Source organism: Streptomyces sp. NPDC041068, assembly GCF_040647455.1.
Taxonomy (GTDB): Bacteria; Actinomycetota; Actinomycetes; order Streptomycetales; family Streptomycetaceae; genus Streptomyces.
Map to the genome: position 1 here is coordinate 1 of NZ_JBEZCG010000006.1, position 18,565 is coordinate 18,565.

Consider the following 18,565-nt stretch of genomic DNA (forward strand, 5'->3'; position numbering starts at 1 on the left):
GCCGCCCCCGCCCCCCCCCCCCGCCCCCCGCCCGCGGCCGCCCGCGCCCCCCCACCCCCCGACAAGCCCCGGCCGGCCCGCACCTCACGCACAACCCGCGAACCCCTCGGCAGCCCGAACGAGCCCCGCGAACAACCCCTGCTGAGCCTCATCCACCCCGGCCGTATCCTCCGGATGCCACTGGACCCCCGCGAACCACCTCTTCGCGCCCACGAGTTCGACCGCCTCCACCGTCCCGTCCTCCGCCCACCCCGACGCGACGAGCCCCTGGCCGAGGCCGTCCACGCACTGATGGTGATAGCAGGATGCCTCCGCCTTGCCCGCGCCCAGAGCCCGAGCCACGGCGGAGCCGGGGGAAACCCGCACCGGATGCACCTTGTGCCGATGCTCCGACTCGGGCCCGCCCATGTCCTGCCGCAGCGTCCCGCCCAGCGCGACGTTCACCACCTGCATGCCCCGGCACACGGCAAGCGTCGGCACCCCCCGCTCCAGCGCGCACCGCGCGAGGGCGAGGTCGAAGGCGTCCTGCGCGTCGTCGACGTCGTACACGGACCGGTGGGTGTCGGCGCCCCGCGCGTACCGCCACGGCGCGAGGTCGCCGCCGCCCGGGAGCAGCAGCCCGGCGCAGCGCGCAAGGCGTTCGGCGGCTTCGTCCGGCGGGCCGGGGTGCATCATGAACGGCTCGCCGCCCGCGCGGACCACGGCGTCCGCCAGGGCCCGCGCGGTGACCACGGCGGCGTAGCGCAGGGCGGAGGTCGTCGCGGCGTACCGCTGGGGGAGGGCGATCAGGGGGCGGGGGAGGTGCTCCGGCATCGGTGCCTCCAAGGGGACCGTGGGCCGCGTGCGCACGCGCCTCCACATCTCATTTGAACCCAAACAATATCTCAACAGAGCGTCCTCACCGAGGGGTTGACCCCTTACCCCACCGCTCATAATGTTGTTTGGGTTCAAACGAATCGGAGGTCTGCGATGGCTCCCCCCGATACCCGCACCGCGACCGTCGCCGGTGTCACCGTCGACACCCGGCACTGGATCGGCGGCGCCCGCGTCGCCTCCGCCTCCCGGGCCACCTTCACCGACCGCTCGCCCATCGACGGCGCCCCGCTCGCCGAAATCGCACGCGGCGGCCCCGGCGAGGCACGTGCCGCCGTGGTCGCCGCCCGCAACGCCTTCCCCGGCTGGGCCGCGACGCCGCCCGCCGAGCGCGCCCGGCTGCTGCACGCCGTCGCCGACGGGGTCGAGGCCCGCATCGAGGACCTCGCGATCGTCGAGACCACCGACAACGGCGCCCTGCTGGCCTCCCACCGCCGCGGCGTCATGCCCCGCGTCGCCCACAACCTCCGCTACTTCGCCGACCGGCTCCTCGCCCTCGGCCACGACGACTTCGACACCAGGGGACACACCAACCACGTCAGCTGGGACCCGGCGGGGCCCGCCGTGCTCATCACGCCGTGGAACGCCCCGCTGATGCTGGCCAGTTGGAAGATCGCCCCGGCCCTCGCCGCGGGCTCCACCGTCGTGCTCAAGCCCGCCGAGTGGACGCCGCTGACCGCCTCGCTCTTCGCCGACATCGCGCACGAGGCGGGGCTGCCGCCGGGCGTCTTCAATGTCGTTCAGGGGTACGGGGACGAAGTCGGGGCGCCGCTGACCGGCGACCCCGACGTGCGCCGCATCAGCTTCACCGGGTCCGTGCCGACCGCCCGACGCATCGCCGAGGCCGCGGCCGCGCACCTCGTGCCCTGCAGCTTCGAACTCGGCGGCAAGTCACCGCTGCTCGTCCTCGCCGACGCCGACCTGGAGCTCGCGGCCGACCTCGCCGTGGAGCAGTACGACAACGCGGGACAGGTCTGCCTCGCCGGCACCCGCATCCTCGTCGAGGAGTCCGTACGCGACGCATTCCTCGGTCACTTTCTCGACCGGGTGACGAAGTTGACCCAGGGAGATCCCCGCGACGAGGCCACCGACATCGGCCCCAACATCCACCCCCGGCACATCGAGCGCGTCGACGGCTTCGTGCGCCGTGCCCTCGAAGCGGGCGCCAAGGCCGTCACCGGCGGCGGCCGCAACACCGCACTGGGCGGGAACTACTACCTCCCCACCCTCCTCACCGACGTCGCCCAGGACTCCGAGATCGTCCAGGAGGAGGTATTCGGGCCCGTCCTCACCCTCCAGACCTTCCCCGACGGCGACGACGACGAGGCCGTCCGCCTCGCCAACGGCACCCGCTTCGGCCTCGCCGCCACCCTCGCCACCGGCGACCGCGAGCGCGCCCGGCGGATCACCGCACGGCTCGTCGCGGGCACGGTCTGGGTCAACTGCTTCTTCGTACGCGACCTCTCCGCGCCTTTCGGTGGCTCCCGCCAGTCCGGCGTCGGGCGCGAGGGCGGCGACTGGTCCTTCGACTTCTACTGCGACCTGAAGAACACCGTGACCGCGCCAGTGGGGTCTCCCCTGGTCGAGCGGGGCCGAGAGCGTGGGGAAGGACGGGAGGCTCGCCATGGGTGAGGTCGTCGGCGCCGGGCTCCTCGCCCACGTGCCCACCATCGTGCTGCCCGAGGAGACCCGCAAGGAACTCAACGAAGGCCGCGAGATCAGCCTCGTCCCCGGCCTGCGCAAGCTGCGCGCCGACGTCTTCGAGACGCTCGACTACGACACCGTCGTCGTCCTCGACTCGCACTGGGCGACCACCGTCGAGTTCGTGGTCTCCGCACAGCCCCGTCGTGCCGGGCTCTTCACCTCCGAGGAGCTGCCGCGCGGCATGTGCCGCATGCCGTACGACTACCCCGGCGACCCCGAACTCGCCCACTCCGTCGCCCGGTTCGCGCAGCGGCACGGCACCTGGATCACCCCGATCGACGACCCCTTCCTGCCCGTGTACTACGCCACCATCAACCTGTGGACGTACCTGGGCCAAGGCCTCCCCGAGAAGAAGTGGGTCTCGATCGGGGTCTGCCAGACCGGAGACGCCGAGGACCACCTGCGGCTCGGCCGTGCGCTCGCCGACGGCATCAGGGCGCTGCCAGGACGCAGGGTCCTCCTCGTCGCGTCCGGCGCCCTCTCGCACACCTTCTGGCCGCTGCGCGAACTGCGCGCCCACGAGTCCAGTGACCCCTCCCACATCCGCACCCCCGAGGCGCGCGCCGCCGACGAGGAGCGCATCGAGTGGTTCGAGCGCGGCGACCACGCCCAAGTCCTGCGCACCATGCCGGAGTTCCTCGACCACAAACCCGAAGCCCGCTTCGGCCACTACCTGATGATGATCGGCGCCCTCGGCGAGGAGCGCTGCACCGCCCCGGGCCGCGCCTACAGCGCGTACGAGAACTCCGTCGGCACCGGCCAGATGCACCTGTGGTTCGACCGCCCGGCCGACGGCTGGACCGGCGACGCCGCCCCCGACACCGACCCGAGCGAGGCAGCCGCATGAGCCGCATGAGGGCCACCGCCATCGAGTACCGCCGCGTCCTGCTGGAGGGCGCCGCCGTCCGCGTCGTGCGCGAGGGCGACGAGCTGGTCGCCGCCGACGGGCGCCGCGTCAAGGCGGCCGAGGCGCACCACCTGCCTCCCGTGATCCCCACCAAGGTGATCGCCGTGCACCTCAACCACCGCAGCAGAGTGGAGGAGTTCGGCGTCCGGCTGCCGCCCGCGCCCACCTACTTCCACAAGCCCGTCTCCGCCCTCAACAGCCACGGCGGCGCCGTCGTGCGCCCCGACGGCTGCAAGTACCTCAACTACGAAGGCGAGATCGGCATCGTCATCGGCCGCACCTGCCGCAACATCGCGCCCGCGGACGCCGGTTCGTACATCGCGGGCTACACCGTCGCCGACGACTTCGGTCTGCACGACTTCCGCGACACCGACGCGGGATCGATGCTCCGCGTCAAGGGCTCCGACACGCTCTGCCCGCTCGGCCCCGGCCTGGTCACCGGCTGGGACTTCCACGGCAAGCGCCTGCGGACGTACGTCAACGGCGAACTCGTCCAGGACGGTTCGACCGACGAGATGCGCTGGGACATGCACTACCTCGTCGCCGACATCGCCCGCACCATCACCCTGGAACCCGGCGACGTGCTGCTCTCCGGGACGCCCGCGGGCTCCCGGCCCGTCGTGCCCGGCGACGTCGTCGAGGTCGAGGCCGAGGGCCTCGGCCGCCTCACCAACCGCATCGTGACCGGGCCGACGGCCGTCCGCACGGACGTCGGGGCCCAGCCCACCGAGTCCGAGGAGGTCCTGTCCACGGCACTCGGCGGCGACTGGGAGTTCCGCGGCGTCCGCCCGCCGCGCCGCTGAATCGCCCGACCGGCAAGGGAGTTCGAGAATGATCAGGGTCATCGTCGACCTGGACGTCTGCCAGGACCACGGGCAGTGCGTCTTCGCCGCGCCGGACATCTTCCGGCTCGACGAGGAAGGCCACCTCGCATACGTCGACTCGCCGGACGAATCGCTGCGCGCCGACGCCGAGGACGCCGCCGACGTGTGTCCGCTGCAGGCCATCCGGGTCGAGGGCTGAGGCGTGGAAGGGGCGGGCATCGCCGTTGTCGGGGCCTCGCTCGGCGGTCTGCGCGCGGCGGAGCAGCTGCGTGCGGCGGGCTGGCGCGACACGATCACCATGTTCGGCGACGAACCCCATCTCCCTTACAACAGGCCCCCGTTGTCGAAGGAGCTCCTGGCGGGCGAGGTGCCCGCCGATGCCACCCAATTGCGCCGCCGCTCCAGCGTCGAGGACGTCGAATGGCGTCTGGGCGCGGCGGTCGCGTCCGCCGACCTCGCCGCGTGCACACTCACGCTGGCCGACGGTTCGGCGTACGAGTACGAGGGTCTGGTGGCCGCGACGGGGGTGCGGCCACGCAGGCTCCCGCTGTCCGGGGGTCCGCCCCGGCACGTCGTCCGCACGCTGGAGGACTCGGCGGCCCTGGCCGCCAGGCTGGCGGCGGGCCCCCGGGTACTGGTGATCGGCTCCGGCTTCATCGGCTGCGAGGTGGCGGCCACCGCGCGCACGGCGGGCTGCGCGGTCACCGTCGTCGCCCCGGAGAACGAGCCGATGGTCCTCTCGATCGGCGAGGACCTCGCACGGGCGCTGCGCAGACGCCACGAGGCGCGGGGCGTGCGGTTCCTGATGGGCCGCCTCGCCACCGAACTCACCCCGCACGGCGCCGTGCTGGACGACGGCACCGAGGTACGGGCCGACGTGCTCGTCGAGGCGGTCGGCTCCCTGCCCAACACCGAATGGCTGGCCGCGACCGCGGGCATCGACCTCGCCGACGGCATCCTGTGCGACGCGCACCTGCGCATCGGCGGCCTCCCGCACGCGGTCGCCGTCGGCGACGTGGCCCGCTTCCCGAACCCGCGCTACGGCCCGCTGCCGCGCCGCGTGGAGCACTGGTCGGTCCCCGGCGACACCGCCCGCCACGCGGCCCGCACCCTGCTCGCCGGCCTGACCGGCATCCCACGGGACCCGGCGCCCTGCGCACCCCTGCCGTCCTTCTGGAGCGACCAGTTCACGATGCGCCTGCAGTCCTTCGGCCTGCCCGCCCTCGCCGACCGGACCCGTCTCCTCGAAGGCGACCCGGACTCCGCGGACGGCGACCTGCTCTACGGCTATTACCAGGGAGAGCGCCTGATCGGCGTGGCCGCACTGGGCGGCCCGGCAGCCGCGGCGGCCGCTTCCCGCCACCGGGCGGAGCTGCTTGCGCTGCCCGTGCCGGCGGCGGAGGCGGACTTCCGGTGCGCTTGAGGAACCGCACGTAAGCGATCAGGACCGGGGCCCGGAACACGCAGATGACCCCAGTCGGCCAGGCCATCGACGTTCGTCCCAACGAGCGGCGGTGGCTTCGCGCCGCACAGTTGCCTTCCCAACCCGTTCATGTGGATCGACCCTCTCGGCCTTTCCCTCCTCGATGCCGACAAGAACGGCGTGAACGACGTCGTGCACGAGTACGACGTCCACAAACCGGCGCACGCCCATGTCACCGGTGGCGGGGGGCCGCGAGGTCAGGATCGGGCCGAACGGCAAACCCATCAAGGGCCAACCGGAGCTGTCGCGCAAGCAGCAACAAGCGGTGGATCATTACAAGCCGCAGATCAGGACAGCCGTCAGGAAGCTCGGCAGGCGGAACAAGGCGGCGCAGGAAGAAGCAGAGCGACTCGAGGCCGCCAAGAAGACCTGCGGGAAGGGGGGGAAGCGATGACATTGGATTCCGATGTGGCCGAGTTGCTGGCGGAGGCCGGCATCGTCGACGTGGACGTCGACGAAGCCGTCGCGGACGACCACGTCCGAACGTCCGCGTACCTACGCGTCGTCTCGGTGACCGCTTCCTCGCGGAGCCGCGACCGAGACCGCGCGCTCGTGGCCACGATCCTGCGCGACCCCGATGAAATGGGGTCCAAGACGGCGGTGGTCGCCCTCGTGGACGAGATCGCGGGGAAGGTGACCGGTCCTGCCGAGTTCCGGCAGTGGTCGGCCGAACTGCTGCCGGAGATCGCCCAGCTCAAGACGGAGGCGTACGGCGAGTTCATCCGCCGCCGCATCCACGACTGGCTGTTCTACCTGTCCATCGAGGACGGTCACGTGCCGACACCGGCCGAGTTGGCGGAGGCCACGGACTGGATGCAGCGCTTCCTCGCCGAGCACTCGACGTCGTCGGCGGTACTCGCCCTGGTCGCCGAGTCAGCCAACACCAAGAAGACGCGAAACATCGCGAAGAACCGAGCCGGAAGCCGCGAGCTGAGAACGGAATGAGTCGGCAGTGGCAATGGGCGGACACGCCGACTGCCATGGCGGCGGCATGCCGGAGGGGCAGCACCCCCGCACGGGTGCTGCCCCTCCATCGCGAACCGGAACCGCCGCCGCATCGGTACTGAGGGTCGGGGACACGGCGACGGTCCCGGGGTCTGGCTACCGGTGGTCGCTGCCCGCGGAGTGCGAGGCGGCGCGGCCGGCCTCCAGGCGGGCCACCGGGATACGGAACGGCGAGCAGGAGACGTAGTCCAGGCCCACTTCGTGGAAGAAGTGCACGGACTCCGGGTCACCGCCGTGCTCGCCGCAGACGCCGAGCTTGAGGTCGGGGCGCGTGGCGCGGCCCGCCTTGACGGCGTCCTTGACCAGCTTGCCGACACCGTCCTTGTCGATGGTCTCGAAGGGCGAGACCCCGAAGATGCCCTTCTCCAGGTACGCCGTGAAGAAGCTCGCCTCCACGTCGTCGCGGGAGAAGCCCCAGACGGTCTGCGTCAGGTCGTTGGTGCCGAAGGAGAAGAACTCGGCGGCCTCCGCGATCTGGTCCGCGGTGAGCGCGGCGCGCGGCAGCTCGATCATCGTGCCGAGCGCGAGCTTCAGCTCGACGCCTGTGGCCTCGACGACCTCCGCGATGACCTGCTCGGCCTCCTCGCGGACGATCTCCAGCTCCTGGACCGTGCCGACGAGCGGGATCATGATCTCCGCGCGCGGGTCGCCCTTGGCGTTCTTGCGCTCGGCCGCGGCCTCCGCGATGGCCCGCACCTGCATGGTGAACAGACCGGGGATGACGAGGCCCAGGCGCACGCCGCGCAGACCCAGCATCGGGTTCTGCTCGTGCAGGCGGTGCACGGCCTGCAGCAGGCGCAGGTCGTTCTCGTTGGCGTCCTTGCGGGACTCCGCGAGCGCGACGCGCACCGACAGCTCGGTGATGTCGGGCAGGAACTCGTGCAGCGGCGGGTCCAGGAGACGGACGGTGACCGGAAGGCCGTCCATCGCCTCGAAGAGCTCCACGAAGTCCTGCTTCTGCAGCGGCAGAAGCTCCTTCAGGGCGTCCTCGCGCTCGTCGTCGGCGTCGGCGAGGATCAGGCGCTCGACCATCTCGCGGCGCTCACCGAGGAACATGTGCTCGGTGCGGCACAGGCCGATGCCCTGCGCGCCGAAGCGACGGGCGCGGAGGGCGTCCTCCGCGTTGTCCGCGTTGGCGCGGACCCGCAGACGCCGTACCCGGTCCGCGTACGCCATGATCCGGTGCACGGCGGCGACCAGCTCGTCGGCGTCGTCGGCGCCCGCGTGCATGCGGCCCTCGAAGTACTCGACGACGGGGGAGGGAACCACCGGCACCTCGCCCAGGTACACCTTCCCGGTCGAGCCGTCGATGGAGACGACGTCGCCCTCCTCGACGACGGTGTCGCCCACCGTCATCCGGCGGCGCTTGGTGTCGACCTCAAGGTCCTCGGCGCCGCAGACACAGGTCTTGCCCATGCCGCGCGCCACGACGGCGGCGTGCGAGGTCTTGCCGCCGCGCGAGGTCAGGATGCCCTCGGCCGCGATCATGCCGTCGAGGTCGTCGGGGTTGGTCTCGCGGCGGATCAGGATGACCTTCTCGCCCGAGCGCGACCACTTGATCGCGGTGTACGAGTCGAAGACCGCCTTGCCGACCGCGGCACCCGGTGACGCGGCGATGCCCCGGCCGAGCTGCTCGACCTTCGCGTCCTCGTCGAAGCGGGGGAACATCAGCTGCGCGAGCTGGGCGCCGTTCACGCGCTGCAGCGCCTCGGCCTCGTCGATCAGGCCCTGGTCCACGAGCTGCGTCGCGATGCGGAAGGCGGCACCGGCGGTGCGCTTGCCGACGCGGGTCTGCAGCATCCACAGCTGGCCGCGCTCGATGGTGAACTCGATGTCGCAGAGATCCTTGTAGTGCGTCTCAAGGGTCTCCATGATCTGCATGAGCTGGTCGTACGACTTCTTGTCGATCTGCTCCAGATCGGCGAGCGGCACGGTGTTGCGGATGCCCGCCACCACGTCCTCGCCCTGCGCGTTCTGCAGGTAGTCGCCGTACACGCCCTGGTGGCCCGAGGCCGGGTCGCGGGTGAACGCGACGCCCGTGCCGGAGTCGGGGCCGAGGTTGCCGAAGACCATCGAGCAGACGTTGACGGCCGTGCCCAGGTCGTGCGGGATGCGCTCCTGGCGGCGGTAGAGCTTGGCGCGCTCGCCGTTCCACGAGTCGAAGACCGCCTTGATGGCGAGGTCCATCTGCTCGCGCGGGTCCTGCGGGAAGTCCCGCCCGGCCTCGGTCTTGACGATCTTCTTGAACTTGGTGACGAGCTTCTTGAGGTCGCCCGCCTCCAGGTCGGTGTCGACCGTGACCTTCTTGGCCTCCTTGGCCTTCTCCAGCGCGTCCTCGAAGAGGTCGCCGTCGACGTCGAGGACGGTCTTGCCGAACATCTGGATGAGCCGACGGTAGGAGTCCCACGCGAAGCGGTCGTCGCCGGACTGCTTGGCGAGGCCCGTCACGGACTTGTCGGAGAGCCCGATGTTCAGGACGGTGTCCATCATGCCGGGCATGGAGAACTTGGCGCCCGAGCGCACGGAGACGAGCAGCGGGTCGTCGGCCTGGCCGAGCTTCTTGCCCATCTTCTTCTCGAGGGCGTCGAGGTGCGCACTCACCTCGTCACGCAGCTCGACGGGCTCGTCGCCGCTGTCGAGGTACGTCTTGCACGCCTCGGTGGTGATGGTGAAGCCCGGAGGGACGGGCAGCCCGAGGTTGGTCATCTCGGCGAGGTTCGCGCCCTTCCCGCCGAGAAGGTCCTTGAGGTCCCTGTTGCCCTCGGTGAAGTCGTAAACGAACTTCGTGCTCTCACTCGTGTGAGCTACGTGGGGATCTTTGTTTTCCGACACGGGTCTCGACTCCTCGAGAGCTCGGTGGCTGCCCTGACGGCGAGGAACATACCCAGATCGAAGGCGCCTGGGTACGTCCACTTGTGCGTCATGCGGCCGTAACCACCCGTCCGCCGCTAGATCGAAAGTGACTGAACGGTAGCCCTGGCGGCGCGCTTGTGTTCAAGTCTTGAACTCGCAACCCCCGTAGACCCTGGGATTTGCTCACATGAGCGGAGTGAACTCAGATGTGAGTTCACCTCATGAATGATCGAGCATTGGCACTGAGTGCCACCCCTTGGAGAAGTGCAGTCGCCAAAATTGCGCTCATCTGAGCGCAAGGCCTATCAGGGGTGGCGAGAATCACGCTGTTTGAACGGGCCGGATGTCAGCATCCGGACCCACTTCGAGACGTTCGGACGCACCCCGGGGGCACGTCCCGGCACCGCTACACACCGAGCGCCGCGAGCCGCTCCTCCACCCGCTCCGGGGCGTACAGGTGCTCGACCACGAGCGTTGCCGCGCCGATCAGGGCCGCGCGCTCGCCCAGGCGCGAGGTGACCACGTCCAGATGGGCCGTGGAGCGGGGCAGCGCCCGCTGGTAGAGCAGCTCGCGCACGCCGGTCAGGAAGGGAGTTCCGGCCAGATCTCCGGCGATCATGAGAACGCCGGGGTTCAGCAGCGTCACGACGGTCGCGAGGACCTCGCCGACGTGCCGCCCGGCCTCGCGCGCAAGGCCCACCGCCTGAGGGTCGCCCGCCTCCAGGAGGGCCCGCACATCCGAGCCGGACGCGGCGGGCGCGCCCGCCTCCGTGAGCCGACGGGCCACCGCGCGGCCGCTGGCCACCGCGGCGAGGCAGCCGTAGGAACCGCACTTGCACAGGGTGTCGGTGCCCTCGGGCACCCGTATGTGGCCGATGTCGCCGGCCCCGCCGTCGATGCCCCGGTAGACCGCGCCGTCCACGACGACGCCCGCGCCGATGCCGGTGGAGACCTTGACCAGGGCGAAGGCCGAGCAGGCCGGGTAGTGGGTGCGCTGTTCGCCGTACGCCATGAGGTTGGCGTCGTTGTCGACGAGGACGGGCAGGTCGGCGGGGGTGCCTGCACCCGCCGCCGTGCGGGTCTCCTCGGCGAGGGCCCGCGCGAGGCGGCCCCTTATGTCGTACCCGTCCCAGCCCGGCATGATCGGCGGCTGCACGACGCGGCCCGTCGCGCTGTCGACCGGGCCCGGCACCGCCAGGCCGATGCCGCAGACCGAAGCGGCCGGGTGGCCTGACTCGCGCAGCAGCTCGCCGAAGCGGGCGCCCAGGTCGCCGAGGACCGCGTCGGGGCCGTCCTCGATCGCCAGCGGCCAGGAGCGCTCGGCGACGATCTCGCCGCCGAGGGTGAGCAGGGCGGCCCTCGCGTGCCGTGTCTCCAGATCGGCGGCGAGCACGACGGCGTGCGCGTCGTCGAACTCCAGGCGGATCGAGGGCCGCCCGCCGAGCGGCGACTCCACCGGGTCCCCGGCGCCCTCCCGCAACCAGCCCGCGCGGAAGAGCCGGTCCAGGCGCTGGCCGACCGTGGCCCGGGACAGGCCCGTGACCTGCTGCAGGGCGCCGCGCGTGGTGGCGCGTCCACTGCGGACGAGGTGGAGCAGGTCTCCGGGGCCCGGGTGCCTCGCGGACCGTGACGGCTCCGCGCGCGCGAGGCCCCGCGCGGTCGCGGAACCCGCCGTGCCGACATCTGTCGCCCCACCCGCGCCCATGCGCCCCTCCCGTTCGACTCCGCACCCGGCACCGCACACCGTACGGCCGGAACCGGCCCCCGGTGCACTCCAGCTTCTCCCGTCCGCGCCGAATCCGTACCCCTTGTGTTCGTCAACTCCACGTTACGCTCAGGGTTTTGCGTGTTAAGTGGACGTAACTCTATGGTGGATGGCACCGAACTGACGGGCCGTCCAGTGCCTCGGGGAGATCGGAGACCCGCGTGGACCGCAGCGTGACCACCGCCCGTGCGCAGCCGGGTGCCCGCCCGAACTCCGCGGCGCGGCGCGAGCTGCGGGAGCGGGCGGCCCAGGTGCTGTGGGCCAACTGGACGGGCACCTCGACCGTGCCGTCACGGGCGCTCTATCCGCACCAGTGGTCCTGGGACTCCGCGTTCATCGCGATCGGCCTGCGCCATCTCTCGCCGCTGCGGGCGCAGTTGGAGCTGGAGACGCTGCTTGCCGCGCAGTGGGGCGACGGCCGCGTGCCGCACATCGTCTTCGACGACGCCGTCCCCCTCGACGCGTACTTCCCGAGCCCCGACTTCTGGCGCTCCACATCGGCCGGTCGCCCGGCGGGAGCCCCCGGCGGTGTGCAGACCTCCGGGATCGTGCAGCCGCCGGTGCACGCGCTCGCCGCCTGGCTGGTGCACCGCGCCGACCCCGGCCTCTCCAGGGCCCGCTCCTTCCTCGCCCGCATCCGGCCGCGCCTGGCCGCCTGGCACCGCTATCTGCTGAGGGCCAGGGACGCGGGCGGGGCGGGGCTCGCCGCCGTGGTGCACCCCTGGGAGCAGGGCATGGACAACAGCCCTTGCTGGGACGCCCCGTTGAGCCGCGTCCACCCCGCGGAGCGGGGTGCCTATCGCCGGGCCGACCTGGACCACGGCGCCTGTGAGGACCGGCCGACCGACCTGGACTACGGCAGATACGTGCGGCTCGCGGCGGAGTACCGCGATCGGGGGTACGCGGACGAACCCGCAGGTTCCGGCGGATTCCGCGTCGAGGATCCCTCCTTCAACGCGCTGCTGATCGTGTCGGAGTGTGCGTTGGCGTTGATTGAGGGGGAGTTGTCGGAGGGGCGGTTGTCTGAAGGCCGGTTGTCTGAGGACCGGTTGTCTGAAGGCCGGTTGTCTGAAGGCCGGTTGTCTGAGGACCGGTTGTCTGAGGGGTGGTCGTCTGAGAGCCGGTTGCCTGATAGGCGGTTGTCTGAGGAGCGGTTGTCTGACGACGGACCGCCCACCCCCGACACCGCCCAGGCCCGCCGAGCCCGCGCCGATGCCCTGACCCGCACGCTCGTGGACCGACTGTGGGACCCCGCCCGGGAGATCTTCCTCTGCCGCGACCTGCGCACCGGCAGCACCGGCAGCACTGGCGGCACCGGCAGTACCAGCGGCACCGGCCGGCTCATCCCCGAGCGCGGTGTCACGGGCCTGGTCCCGCTCGTGCTGCCCGCGCTGCCGCGCGAGGTCGCCACGGCCCTGGTGCGCACCGCCCGTGGGCCGCACTTCGGGCTCGGTGGACCGGCGCGGCTCGTGCCGAGCCACGACCTCACGGCGCCCGCCTTCGACGCGCACCGATACTGGCGCGGACCCGCGTGGTTCAACACCAACTGGCTTGTGGAGAAAGGGCTGCGACTGCACGGCGAGCGGGCGCGGGCGGACGCGCTGCGCGAGGAGATGCTCGACGTGGCGGGAGCGTCCGACTTCGCCGAGTACGTGGATCCGTACACCGGCAGGGGCCGCGGCGCACGCGGCTTCGGCTGGACGGCGGCGCTCACGCTGGACCTGCTCGCCGAAGAAGAAGAGGGCGGGCGCGGCGGCGGGCGGGACGAGGAAGACGAGCGGGGCGGGCTCAGTGAAAACGAGGTGTGGGCATGAGTGATCGGCATCGACTCCTGGTCCGGGGACGGACGTTCGTGGCCGTCGGCACGGGCGGCGACATCAGCGGCGTCGGCGGGGTGCGGGGCGGCGGCGCGGGCCCGGACGGCCTCTTCGTGCGGGACGCGCGGCACCTGAGCCGCTGGCAGCTGACCGTCGACGGAGCCGTGCCCGAAGTCCTCACGCCCGTGGACACCTCGGGCGCCGCCACCGAGGCGGCACGCTGTGTCCTGGTGCCGCGCGGTGGCCGTCAGGAGCCGCCCGCGTACACCGTCTTCCGTGAACAGGCCGTCGCCGAGGGCGCGTTCGTGGAGTCGTTACGGGTCGTCAGCAACCGCGCCGTGCCGACCCGGGTGCTGCTCGCGCTGACCGTGGACGCCGACTTCACCGACCAGTTCGAGCTGCGCGCCGACCACCGTACGTACGCGAAGTCGGGAGCCGTCAGGTCCCGACGGCCGCTGGAGGCCGACGAGGGCGAACGTGGCGGCGAGGGCGAAGGCGACAGTGTCGGCGTCGTCGGGGTCGAGTTCGTCTACCGGCGGGGCGAATGGTGTTCGCGTACGACGGTCACGGCCGACCCCGCGCCGGACGCCGTCGAGGAGACCGGGGCCGGCGCGCGCCGCCTCGTCTGGGTCCTCGAACTCGACGCGCACGGCACCGCCCAGGTGGCACTGAGTGTCGCCGCGCATCCGCACGGAGAGCCCGCGGTCGCCGTGCCGGCCTCGCCCGGTGAGGCGATGAGCCAACTCGCGGCCATCGAGGAGGACTTCGCGTCCGGGGTCACGCTGCCCACCCGCTGGCCCGATCTCGCCGCCGCCTGCGCGCGCGGCCTCGCCGACCTCGCCGTCCTGCAGGTGCCCGCGAAGGGGCCGGACGGGGAGGAGCTGAGCGTGCCCGGCGCGGGCGTGCCGTGGTTCCTCACGCTGCTCGGCCGCGACGCCCTGCTGACCTCGCTTTTCGCCCTGCCCTATCTGCCGCGCCTGGCCGCGGCGACGCTGCCCGCGCTCGCCGCGACGCAGGCCACCGAGGCCGTCGAGGGTGCGGTCGCCCAGCCCGGCAAGATCGTCCACGAGGTGCGGCGCGGCGAGCTCGCACACTTCGGGCAGGTGCCGTTCGGCCGCTACTACGGCTCGGTCGACGCGACCCCGCTCTTCCTGGTGCTGCTCGGCGCGTACACGGAACAGACGGGGGACACGGCGACCGCCCGCCGGCTGGAGGGGGCCGCGCGCGCCGCCGTCGGCTGGATGCTCGACCACGGCGGCCTCACCTCGCGCGGCTATCTCGTCTACCGCGCGGACGAGGGCGGCCTCGCCAACCAGAACTGGAAGGACTCGCCCGGCGCGATCTGCTCCGCCGACGGCAGCGGGGCGACGGGGCCCGTCATGGCGGCGGGCGCGCAGGGGTACGCGTACGACGCCCTGCGCCGCACCGCATGGCTCGCGTGGACCGTCTGGGACGACAAGGTCTACGGCGATCTCCTCGCGCAGACGGCCGCCGACCTGCGCAGGCGCTTCCAGCGGGACTTCTGGATGCCCGGACAGGGCTTCCCCGCGCTCGCCCTGGACGGCGAAGGGCACCAGGTCGACGCCCTCGCCTCGGACGCGGGCCACCTGCTGTGGTCCGGGCTGCTCGACAAGGAGTACGGCGAGACGGTGGGCCGGCGCCTCCTGGAGCCCGACTTCTTCTCGGGCTGGGGGGTGCGGACGGTCGCGTCGGGCCAGGCGGCCTTCCATCCCCTCTCCTACCACCGGGGTTCGGTGTGGCCGCACGACAACGCCCTGATCGCCCTCGGCCTGGCCCGCTACGGCCTGCACGACGAGGCCCGCACCGTGGCGGGGGGCCTGGTCGCCGCGGCCGCCACCGCGGACGGCCGCCTCCCGGAGGTCCTCGCGGGCTACGACAGGGCGGCCCACCCGGCCCCGGTCCCCTACCCGCACTCGTGCGTCCTGGAGTCGCGCTCGGCGGCGGCCCCGCTGGCGTTGCTCACGGCGACGGCGGGGGCACCGGGTTCTGTTTGATTGCGTTGATTCCCTTGTGACCATGGTGAGTTGAGTGGTGTAGTCCACTTCCATGACGCATCTCCACGGTCGTATCTCCCGTCGCGCGCTGATCACCGCGACCGCCGTCGCGGCCGCGGCCGTCACCCTCCCGCTGCCCGTGGCGGCGGCCTCCGTGCCGGGCTCCGCGACAGGCTCCGGGCCCGGCGGCCACCGCGGCAACGCCCGGCCCATCGTCGTCCCCGCCCTCCAGGAGTGGGAGGGCGGCGCGGGGAGGTACCGACTGACCGGGGAATCGCGCGTCGTCGTCCCCGAGCGGGACGCCGGGGAACTCCTGCCGCTGGCGCGGCAGTTGACGCGTGACCTCGCCGACGTCACCGGCATCGCGATCGCCGCGCCCCGCGCGCGGACAGGGCGCGCGCGGCCCGCGGTGGGGGAGATCCTGCTGCGGCTCGACCCCGAAGCCCGGCACCCCGAGGGCGGCGAGCGCTACCGCGAGGAGGGGTACGCCCTCGACGTCGCCGAGCGGACCGTCACCGTGACCGCGCCCGCCTACAGCGGCGTCTACTACGGCACCCGGTCCCTGCTGCAGATCCTGCTCCGCGACGAACTGCGCTGCCGTGTCCCCGTCGGCACCGCACGCGACTGGCCCAACTACCGGCTGCGCGGCTTCATGCTGGACACCGGGCGGCGGTTCTTCACGCCCGGCTTCGTCCGCGACTATCTGCGGATCATGGGCTGGTTCAAGCTCAATGACCTGCAACTGCACCTCAACGACAACGAGATCAAGGCGCCCGGCGGCGACTGGAGCAAGGCCTACGACGCCTTTCGGCTGCGCAGCGACAGGGCCGAGTGGGACGGGCTCGCGGCGCCCGACGGCGCGTACTCGCGCGAGGACTGGGACTCCTTCGAGGACACCGCGGCCCTGCACGCCGTCCAGCTCACGCCCGAGATCGACGCCCCGGCGCACGCGCGCTCCTTCGTGCGTCTGAGGCCCTCGCTCGGGCTCGACGGCGGCAACTCCGACCACCTCGACCTCGCCGAGCCCGAGACGACCGCCTTCATGAAGAAGGTCTTCGACGAGTTCGTGCCGTGGTTCCGCAGCCCCGAAGTCCACTACGGCGCCGACGAGTACACCGGTCCCGAGGCCCAGTACCGCGCCTACTTCAACGACATGGCGGCCCATCTGCGCACCCTCGGCAAGCGCCCGCGCGCGTGGGGCAGCCTGACCGAGATGGCCGGGTCCGCCGACGGGTACGACCGGGACGTCACCATCCACAGCTGGAACAACGGCTGGTACGGTCCGCGCGCCGCCAAGGCCGACGGCTACGAGATCGTCAACACCAACGACGCGACCCTCTACATCGTCCCGTTCGCCGACTACTACCACGGTCACGGCCTCGACGGCCGCTATCTGTACGACAGTTGGGAGCCGCACGTCTTCCCCGGCCAGGAGAGCCTGCCGCCCCGCGACCCCCAGCTGCGCGGCGCCATGTCCGCCGTATGGAACGACCTGGTGCGCACCCCGTACACCCAGCAGGACGCACACGCCCTGGTCGAGAAGACGTACGGCGTGCTCGCGCAGAAGATGTGGAGCGGCGCCGCACAGGGCCTTGCGTACGGCGACTTCACCGCGCTGCTGCGGCGCGGCGCGCTCGGCCCCGGCCTCACCACCGTCACGCCGACCCTCGCCGAACCCGACCAGATCGCCTGCGCGGCCCCCGCCACCGCGTCCTCCGGAGCGCACCCCTCGTACGCCACCGACGGCAACCCCACCACCCGCTGGACCAGCACCGCCGAACGCGGCGGTCCCTGGCTGCGCGTCGACCTCGGCGAGGCGCGCGACGTGGCGCGGGTGCGCCTGGAGTGGGGTGCCGAGCACGGGCGGGCGTACGACGTCGAGATCGCGGGCCAGGACGGCACCTGGCGCAAGGTCGCCGAACGCAGGGATCTCGACCGGCCCGGCTGGGACCAGCTGGAGTTCCCCGCCGCCACCGCCCGCCACCTGCGCATACGGGGGCGTGAGCGCGGGCGGGCGCGCTGGGGCCTGTGGTCCGTGCAGCTCTTCGACGCCCCGGACCTCGCGCGCGGCCGCAAGGCCACCGCCTCCTCGCAGGAGACCGCATCGCTCGGCCCGGAGAACGCCGTCGACGGCGACCCCGGCACCCGCTGGGCCTCCCGCTACACGGACGCCGAGTGGCTCGCCGTCGACCTCGGCGAGGCACGGTCGGTGCGCCGCGTGGTCCTCGACTGGGAGGCGGCGGCCGGGCGGGACTACGACATCGAGGTCACCGAGGACGCCGGCGGCACGACCGGCTGGCGCACCGTCGCCGAGCGGCGCGGCAGGACGACGGCGGGCGTCGACACGGTGGCCCTCGCCGAGCCGGTCACGGCCCGCCATGTGCGGATGCGGGGCATCGAGCGGCAGACGACGTACGGCTATTCGCTCCACCGCTTCGAGGTGCGGGGCTGAGAGCAAAGGCGCCTCTCAGTCGTCGATCCCCGACCTCTCCACCCCCGCCACGATCCACCGCTGGAAGAACAGGAACACCACAAGCAGCGGCACGATCGACACCGCCGCCGCGACGAACAGCGTGTGCAGCCTGATGACTTGGGACGTCGTGAAGGTGGCGAGCGCCACCTGGACCGTCCACGCGTCCCGGTCCTGGCCGATGACCAGCGGCCACAGGAAGGAGTTCCAGGCGCCGATGAACACGATCGTGCCGACGGCCGCGAAGACGGGACGGGAGTTGGGGACGACCACGCGCCAGTACGTACGCCAGTAGCCGAGCCCGTCCACGCGCGCCGCGTCCTCCAACTCCCGTGGGAAGCCGAGGAAGTACTGCCGGAAGATGAAGCACGCGAAGGCCGAGAACAGCGTCGGGACGATCAGGCCGCGCAGGGTCGAGACCCAGCCCAGCGAGGAGACGAGGACGAAGCTCGGCACGAACGTGACGGCCGCGGGGACCATCATCGTGCCGAGGATCGCGTAGAAGACCTGGTTCGCGTAGCGGTAGGGGATGCGCGCGAGGCCGTACCCGGCGAGGGAGGCGAGGACGAGCGTGCCCAGCGTCGTCGCGACCGCGATCAGCGACGAGTTGAGCAGGGCGCGCGCCATCGGCACGGTCGGGTCGTCGAAGAGCTCCGACAGGTTCGACCAGTGCAGCGTCGAGGGGAAGAACGTCCAGTCGGGCGAGGTGATGTCGTCCTCGGACGCCAGGCCGTTGCGTACGAGGAGGTAGAAGGGGATCAGGAAGAGCAGCGCGAGGGCGATCAGGAGGACGAGGCGCAGCGCGCGGCCCGTCCTGACCAGGGCGTCGTCCATGGGCCTCTTCGCAGG

The 18,565-nt window shown here is 72.0% G+C and carries 13 protein-coding genes; 9 read left to right on the top strand and 4 right to left on the bottom strand.

All coding sequences use genetic code 11. From position 1 onward, the window contains the following. Nucleotides 1-84: 84 nt before the first annotated feature. The gene (locus AB0B50_RS14800) at nucleotides 85-813 is read right to left on the bottom strand and encodes a gamma-glutamyl-gamma-aminobutyrate hydrolase family protein (protein ID WP_362330456.1); all 729 of its coding nucleotides are present in this window, start codon (nucleotides 811-813) and stop codon (nucleotides 85-87) included. Nucleotides 814-969: 156 nt separating this feature from the next. On the opposite strand from AB0B50_RS14800, the gene AB0B50_RS14805 reads away from it, so the two are divergent. The 6 genes from AB0B50_RS14805 (at nucleotide 970) to AB0B50_RS14830 (ending at nucleotide 6,736) form a co-directional block, all read left to right on the top strand. Continuing rightward, the gene (locus AB0B50_RS14805) at nucleotides 970-2,505 is read left to right on the top strand and encodes an aldehyde dehydrogenase (RefSeq protein WP_362330459.1); all 1,536 of its coding nucleotides are present in this window, start codon (nucleotides 970-972) and stop codon (nucleotides 2,503-2,505) included. Further along, nucleotides 2,498-3,424 (top strand): 3,4-dihydroxyphenylacetate 2,3-dioxygenase, encoded by a 927-nt coding sequence (locus AB0B50_RS14810; RefSeq protein ID WP_362330462.1) that lies wholly within the window; start codon nucleotides 2,498-2,500, stop codon nucleotides 3,422-3,424. The genes AB0B50_RS14805 and AB0B50_RS14810 overlap by 8 nt, the downstream gene beginning before the upstream one ends. A 5-nt stretch (nucleotides 3,425-3,429) precedes the next feature. Next, nucleotides 3,430-4,287 (top strand): fumarylacetoacetate hydrolase family protein, encoded by an 858-nt coding sequence (locus tag AB0B50_RS14815; protein ID WP_362331563.1) that lies wholly within the window; start codon nucleotides 3,430-3,432, stop codon nucleotides 4,285-4,287. Nucleotides 4,288-4,318: 31 nt separating this feature from the next. Then, a complete protein-coding gene (locus AB0B50_RS14820; protein WP_362331565.1) occupies nucleotides 4,319-4,507 on the top strand; it encodes a ferredoxin in 189 nt (62 codons plus the stop codon). A 3-nt stretch (nucleotides 4,508-4,510) separates the two neighbouring features. Then, complete coding sequence (locus AB0B50_RS14825; protein WP_362330465.1) at nucleotides 4,511-5,731, top strand: FAD/NAD(P)-binding oxidoreductase; 1,221 nt, start codon at nucleotides 4,511-4,513, stop codon at nucleotides 5,729-5,731. Between the two features lie 450 nt (nucleotides 5,732-6,181). Continuing rightward, nucleotides 6,182-6,736, top strand: a complete 555-nt coding sequence (locus AB0B50_RS14830; RefSeq protein WP_362330468.1) for a hypothetical protein — start codon at nucleotides 6,182-6,184, stop codon at nucleotides 6,734-6,736. A gap of 156 nt (nucleotides 6,737-6,892) precedes the next feature. Here AB0B50_RS14830 and ppdK read toward each other — a convergent pair whose 3' ends face one another. Continuing rightward, nucleotides 6,893-9,628 (bottom strand): pyruvate, phosphate dikinase, encoded by a 2,736-nt coding sequence (gene ppdK / locus AB0B50_RS14835; protein ID WP_362330471.1) that lies wholly within the window; start codon nucleotides 9,626-9,628, stop codon nucleotides 6,893-6,895. Between the two features lie 427 nt (nucleotides 9,629-10,055). Then, the gene (locus AB0B50_RS14840) at nucleotides 10,056-11,354 is read right to left on the bottom strand and encodes an ROK family protein (RefSeq protein ID WP_362330474.1); all 1,299 of its coding nucleotides are present in this window, start codon (nucleotides 11,352-11,354) and stop codon (nucleotides 10,056-10,058) included. 290 nt (nucleotides 11,355-11,644) lie between these two features. Here AB0B50_RS14840 and AB0B50_RS14845 point away from each other — a divergent pair, with 290 nt between their 5' ends. The 3 genes from AB0B50_RS14845 to AB0B50_RS14855 are packed head-to-tail and all read left to right on the top strand — an operon-like array spanning nucleotide 11,645 to nucleotide 17,698. Beyond that, nucleotides 11,645-13,228 carry a hypothetical protein gene (locus AB0B50_RS14845; protein WP_362331568.1) on the top strand — a complete coding sequence of 528 codons (1,584 nt, stop codon included), beginning with the start codon at nucleotides 11,645-11,647 and terminating at the stop codon, nucleotides 13,226-13,228. After that, the gene (locus tag AB0B50_RS14850) at nucleotides 13,225-15,246 is read left to right on the top strand and encodes a glycogen debranching N-terminal domain-containing protein (RefSeq protein ID WP_362330477.1); all 2,022 of its coding nucleotides are present in this window, start codon (nucleotides 13,225-13,227) and stop codon (nucleotides 15,244-15,246) included. Before AB0B50_RS14845 ends, AB0B50_RS14850 begins: the two co-directional genes overlap by 4 nt. Nucleotides 15,247-15,298: 52 nt before the next feature. Next, nucleotides 15,299-17,698 carry a discoidin domain-containing protein gene (locus AB0B50_RS14855; protein ID WP_362330480.1) on the top strand — a complete coding sequence of 800 codons (2,400 nt, stop codon included), beginning with the start codon at nucleotides 15,299-15,301 and terminating at the stop codon, nucleotides 17,696-17,698. A 15-nt stretch (nucleotides 17,699-17,713) separates the two neighbouring features. Here AB0B50_RS14855 and AB0B50_RS14860 read toward each other — a convergent pair whose 3' ends face one another. Further along, entirely contained in the window at nucleotides 17,714-18,550 is an 837-nt protein-coding gene (locus tag AB0B50_RS14860) for a carbohydrate ABC transporter permease (protein ID WP_362331571.1), read from the bottom strand. Nucleotides 18,551-18,565: the final 15 nt, after the last annotated feature.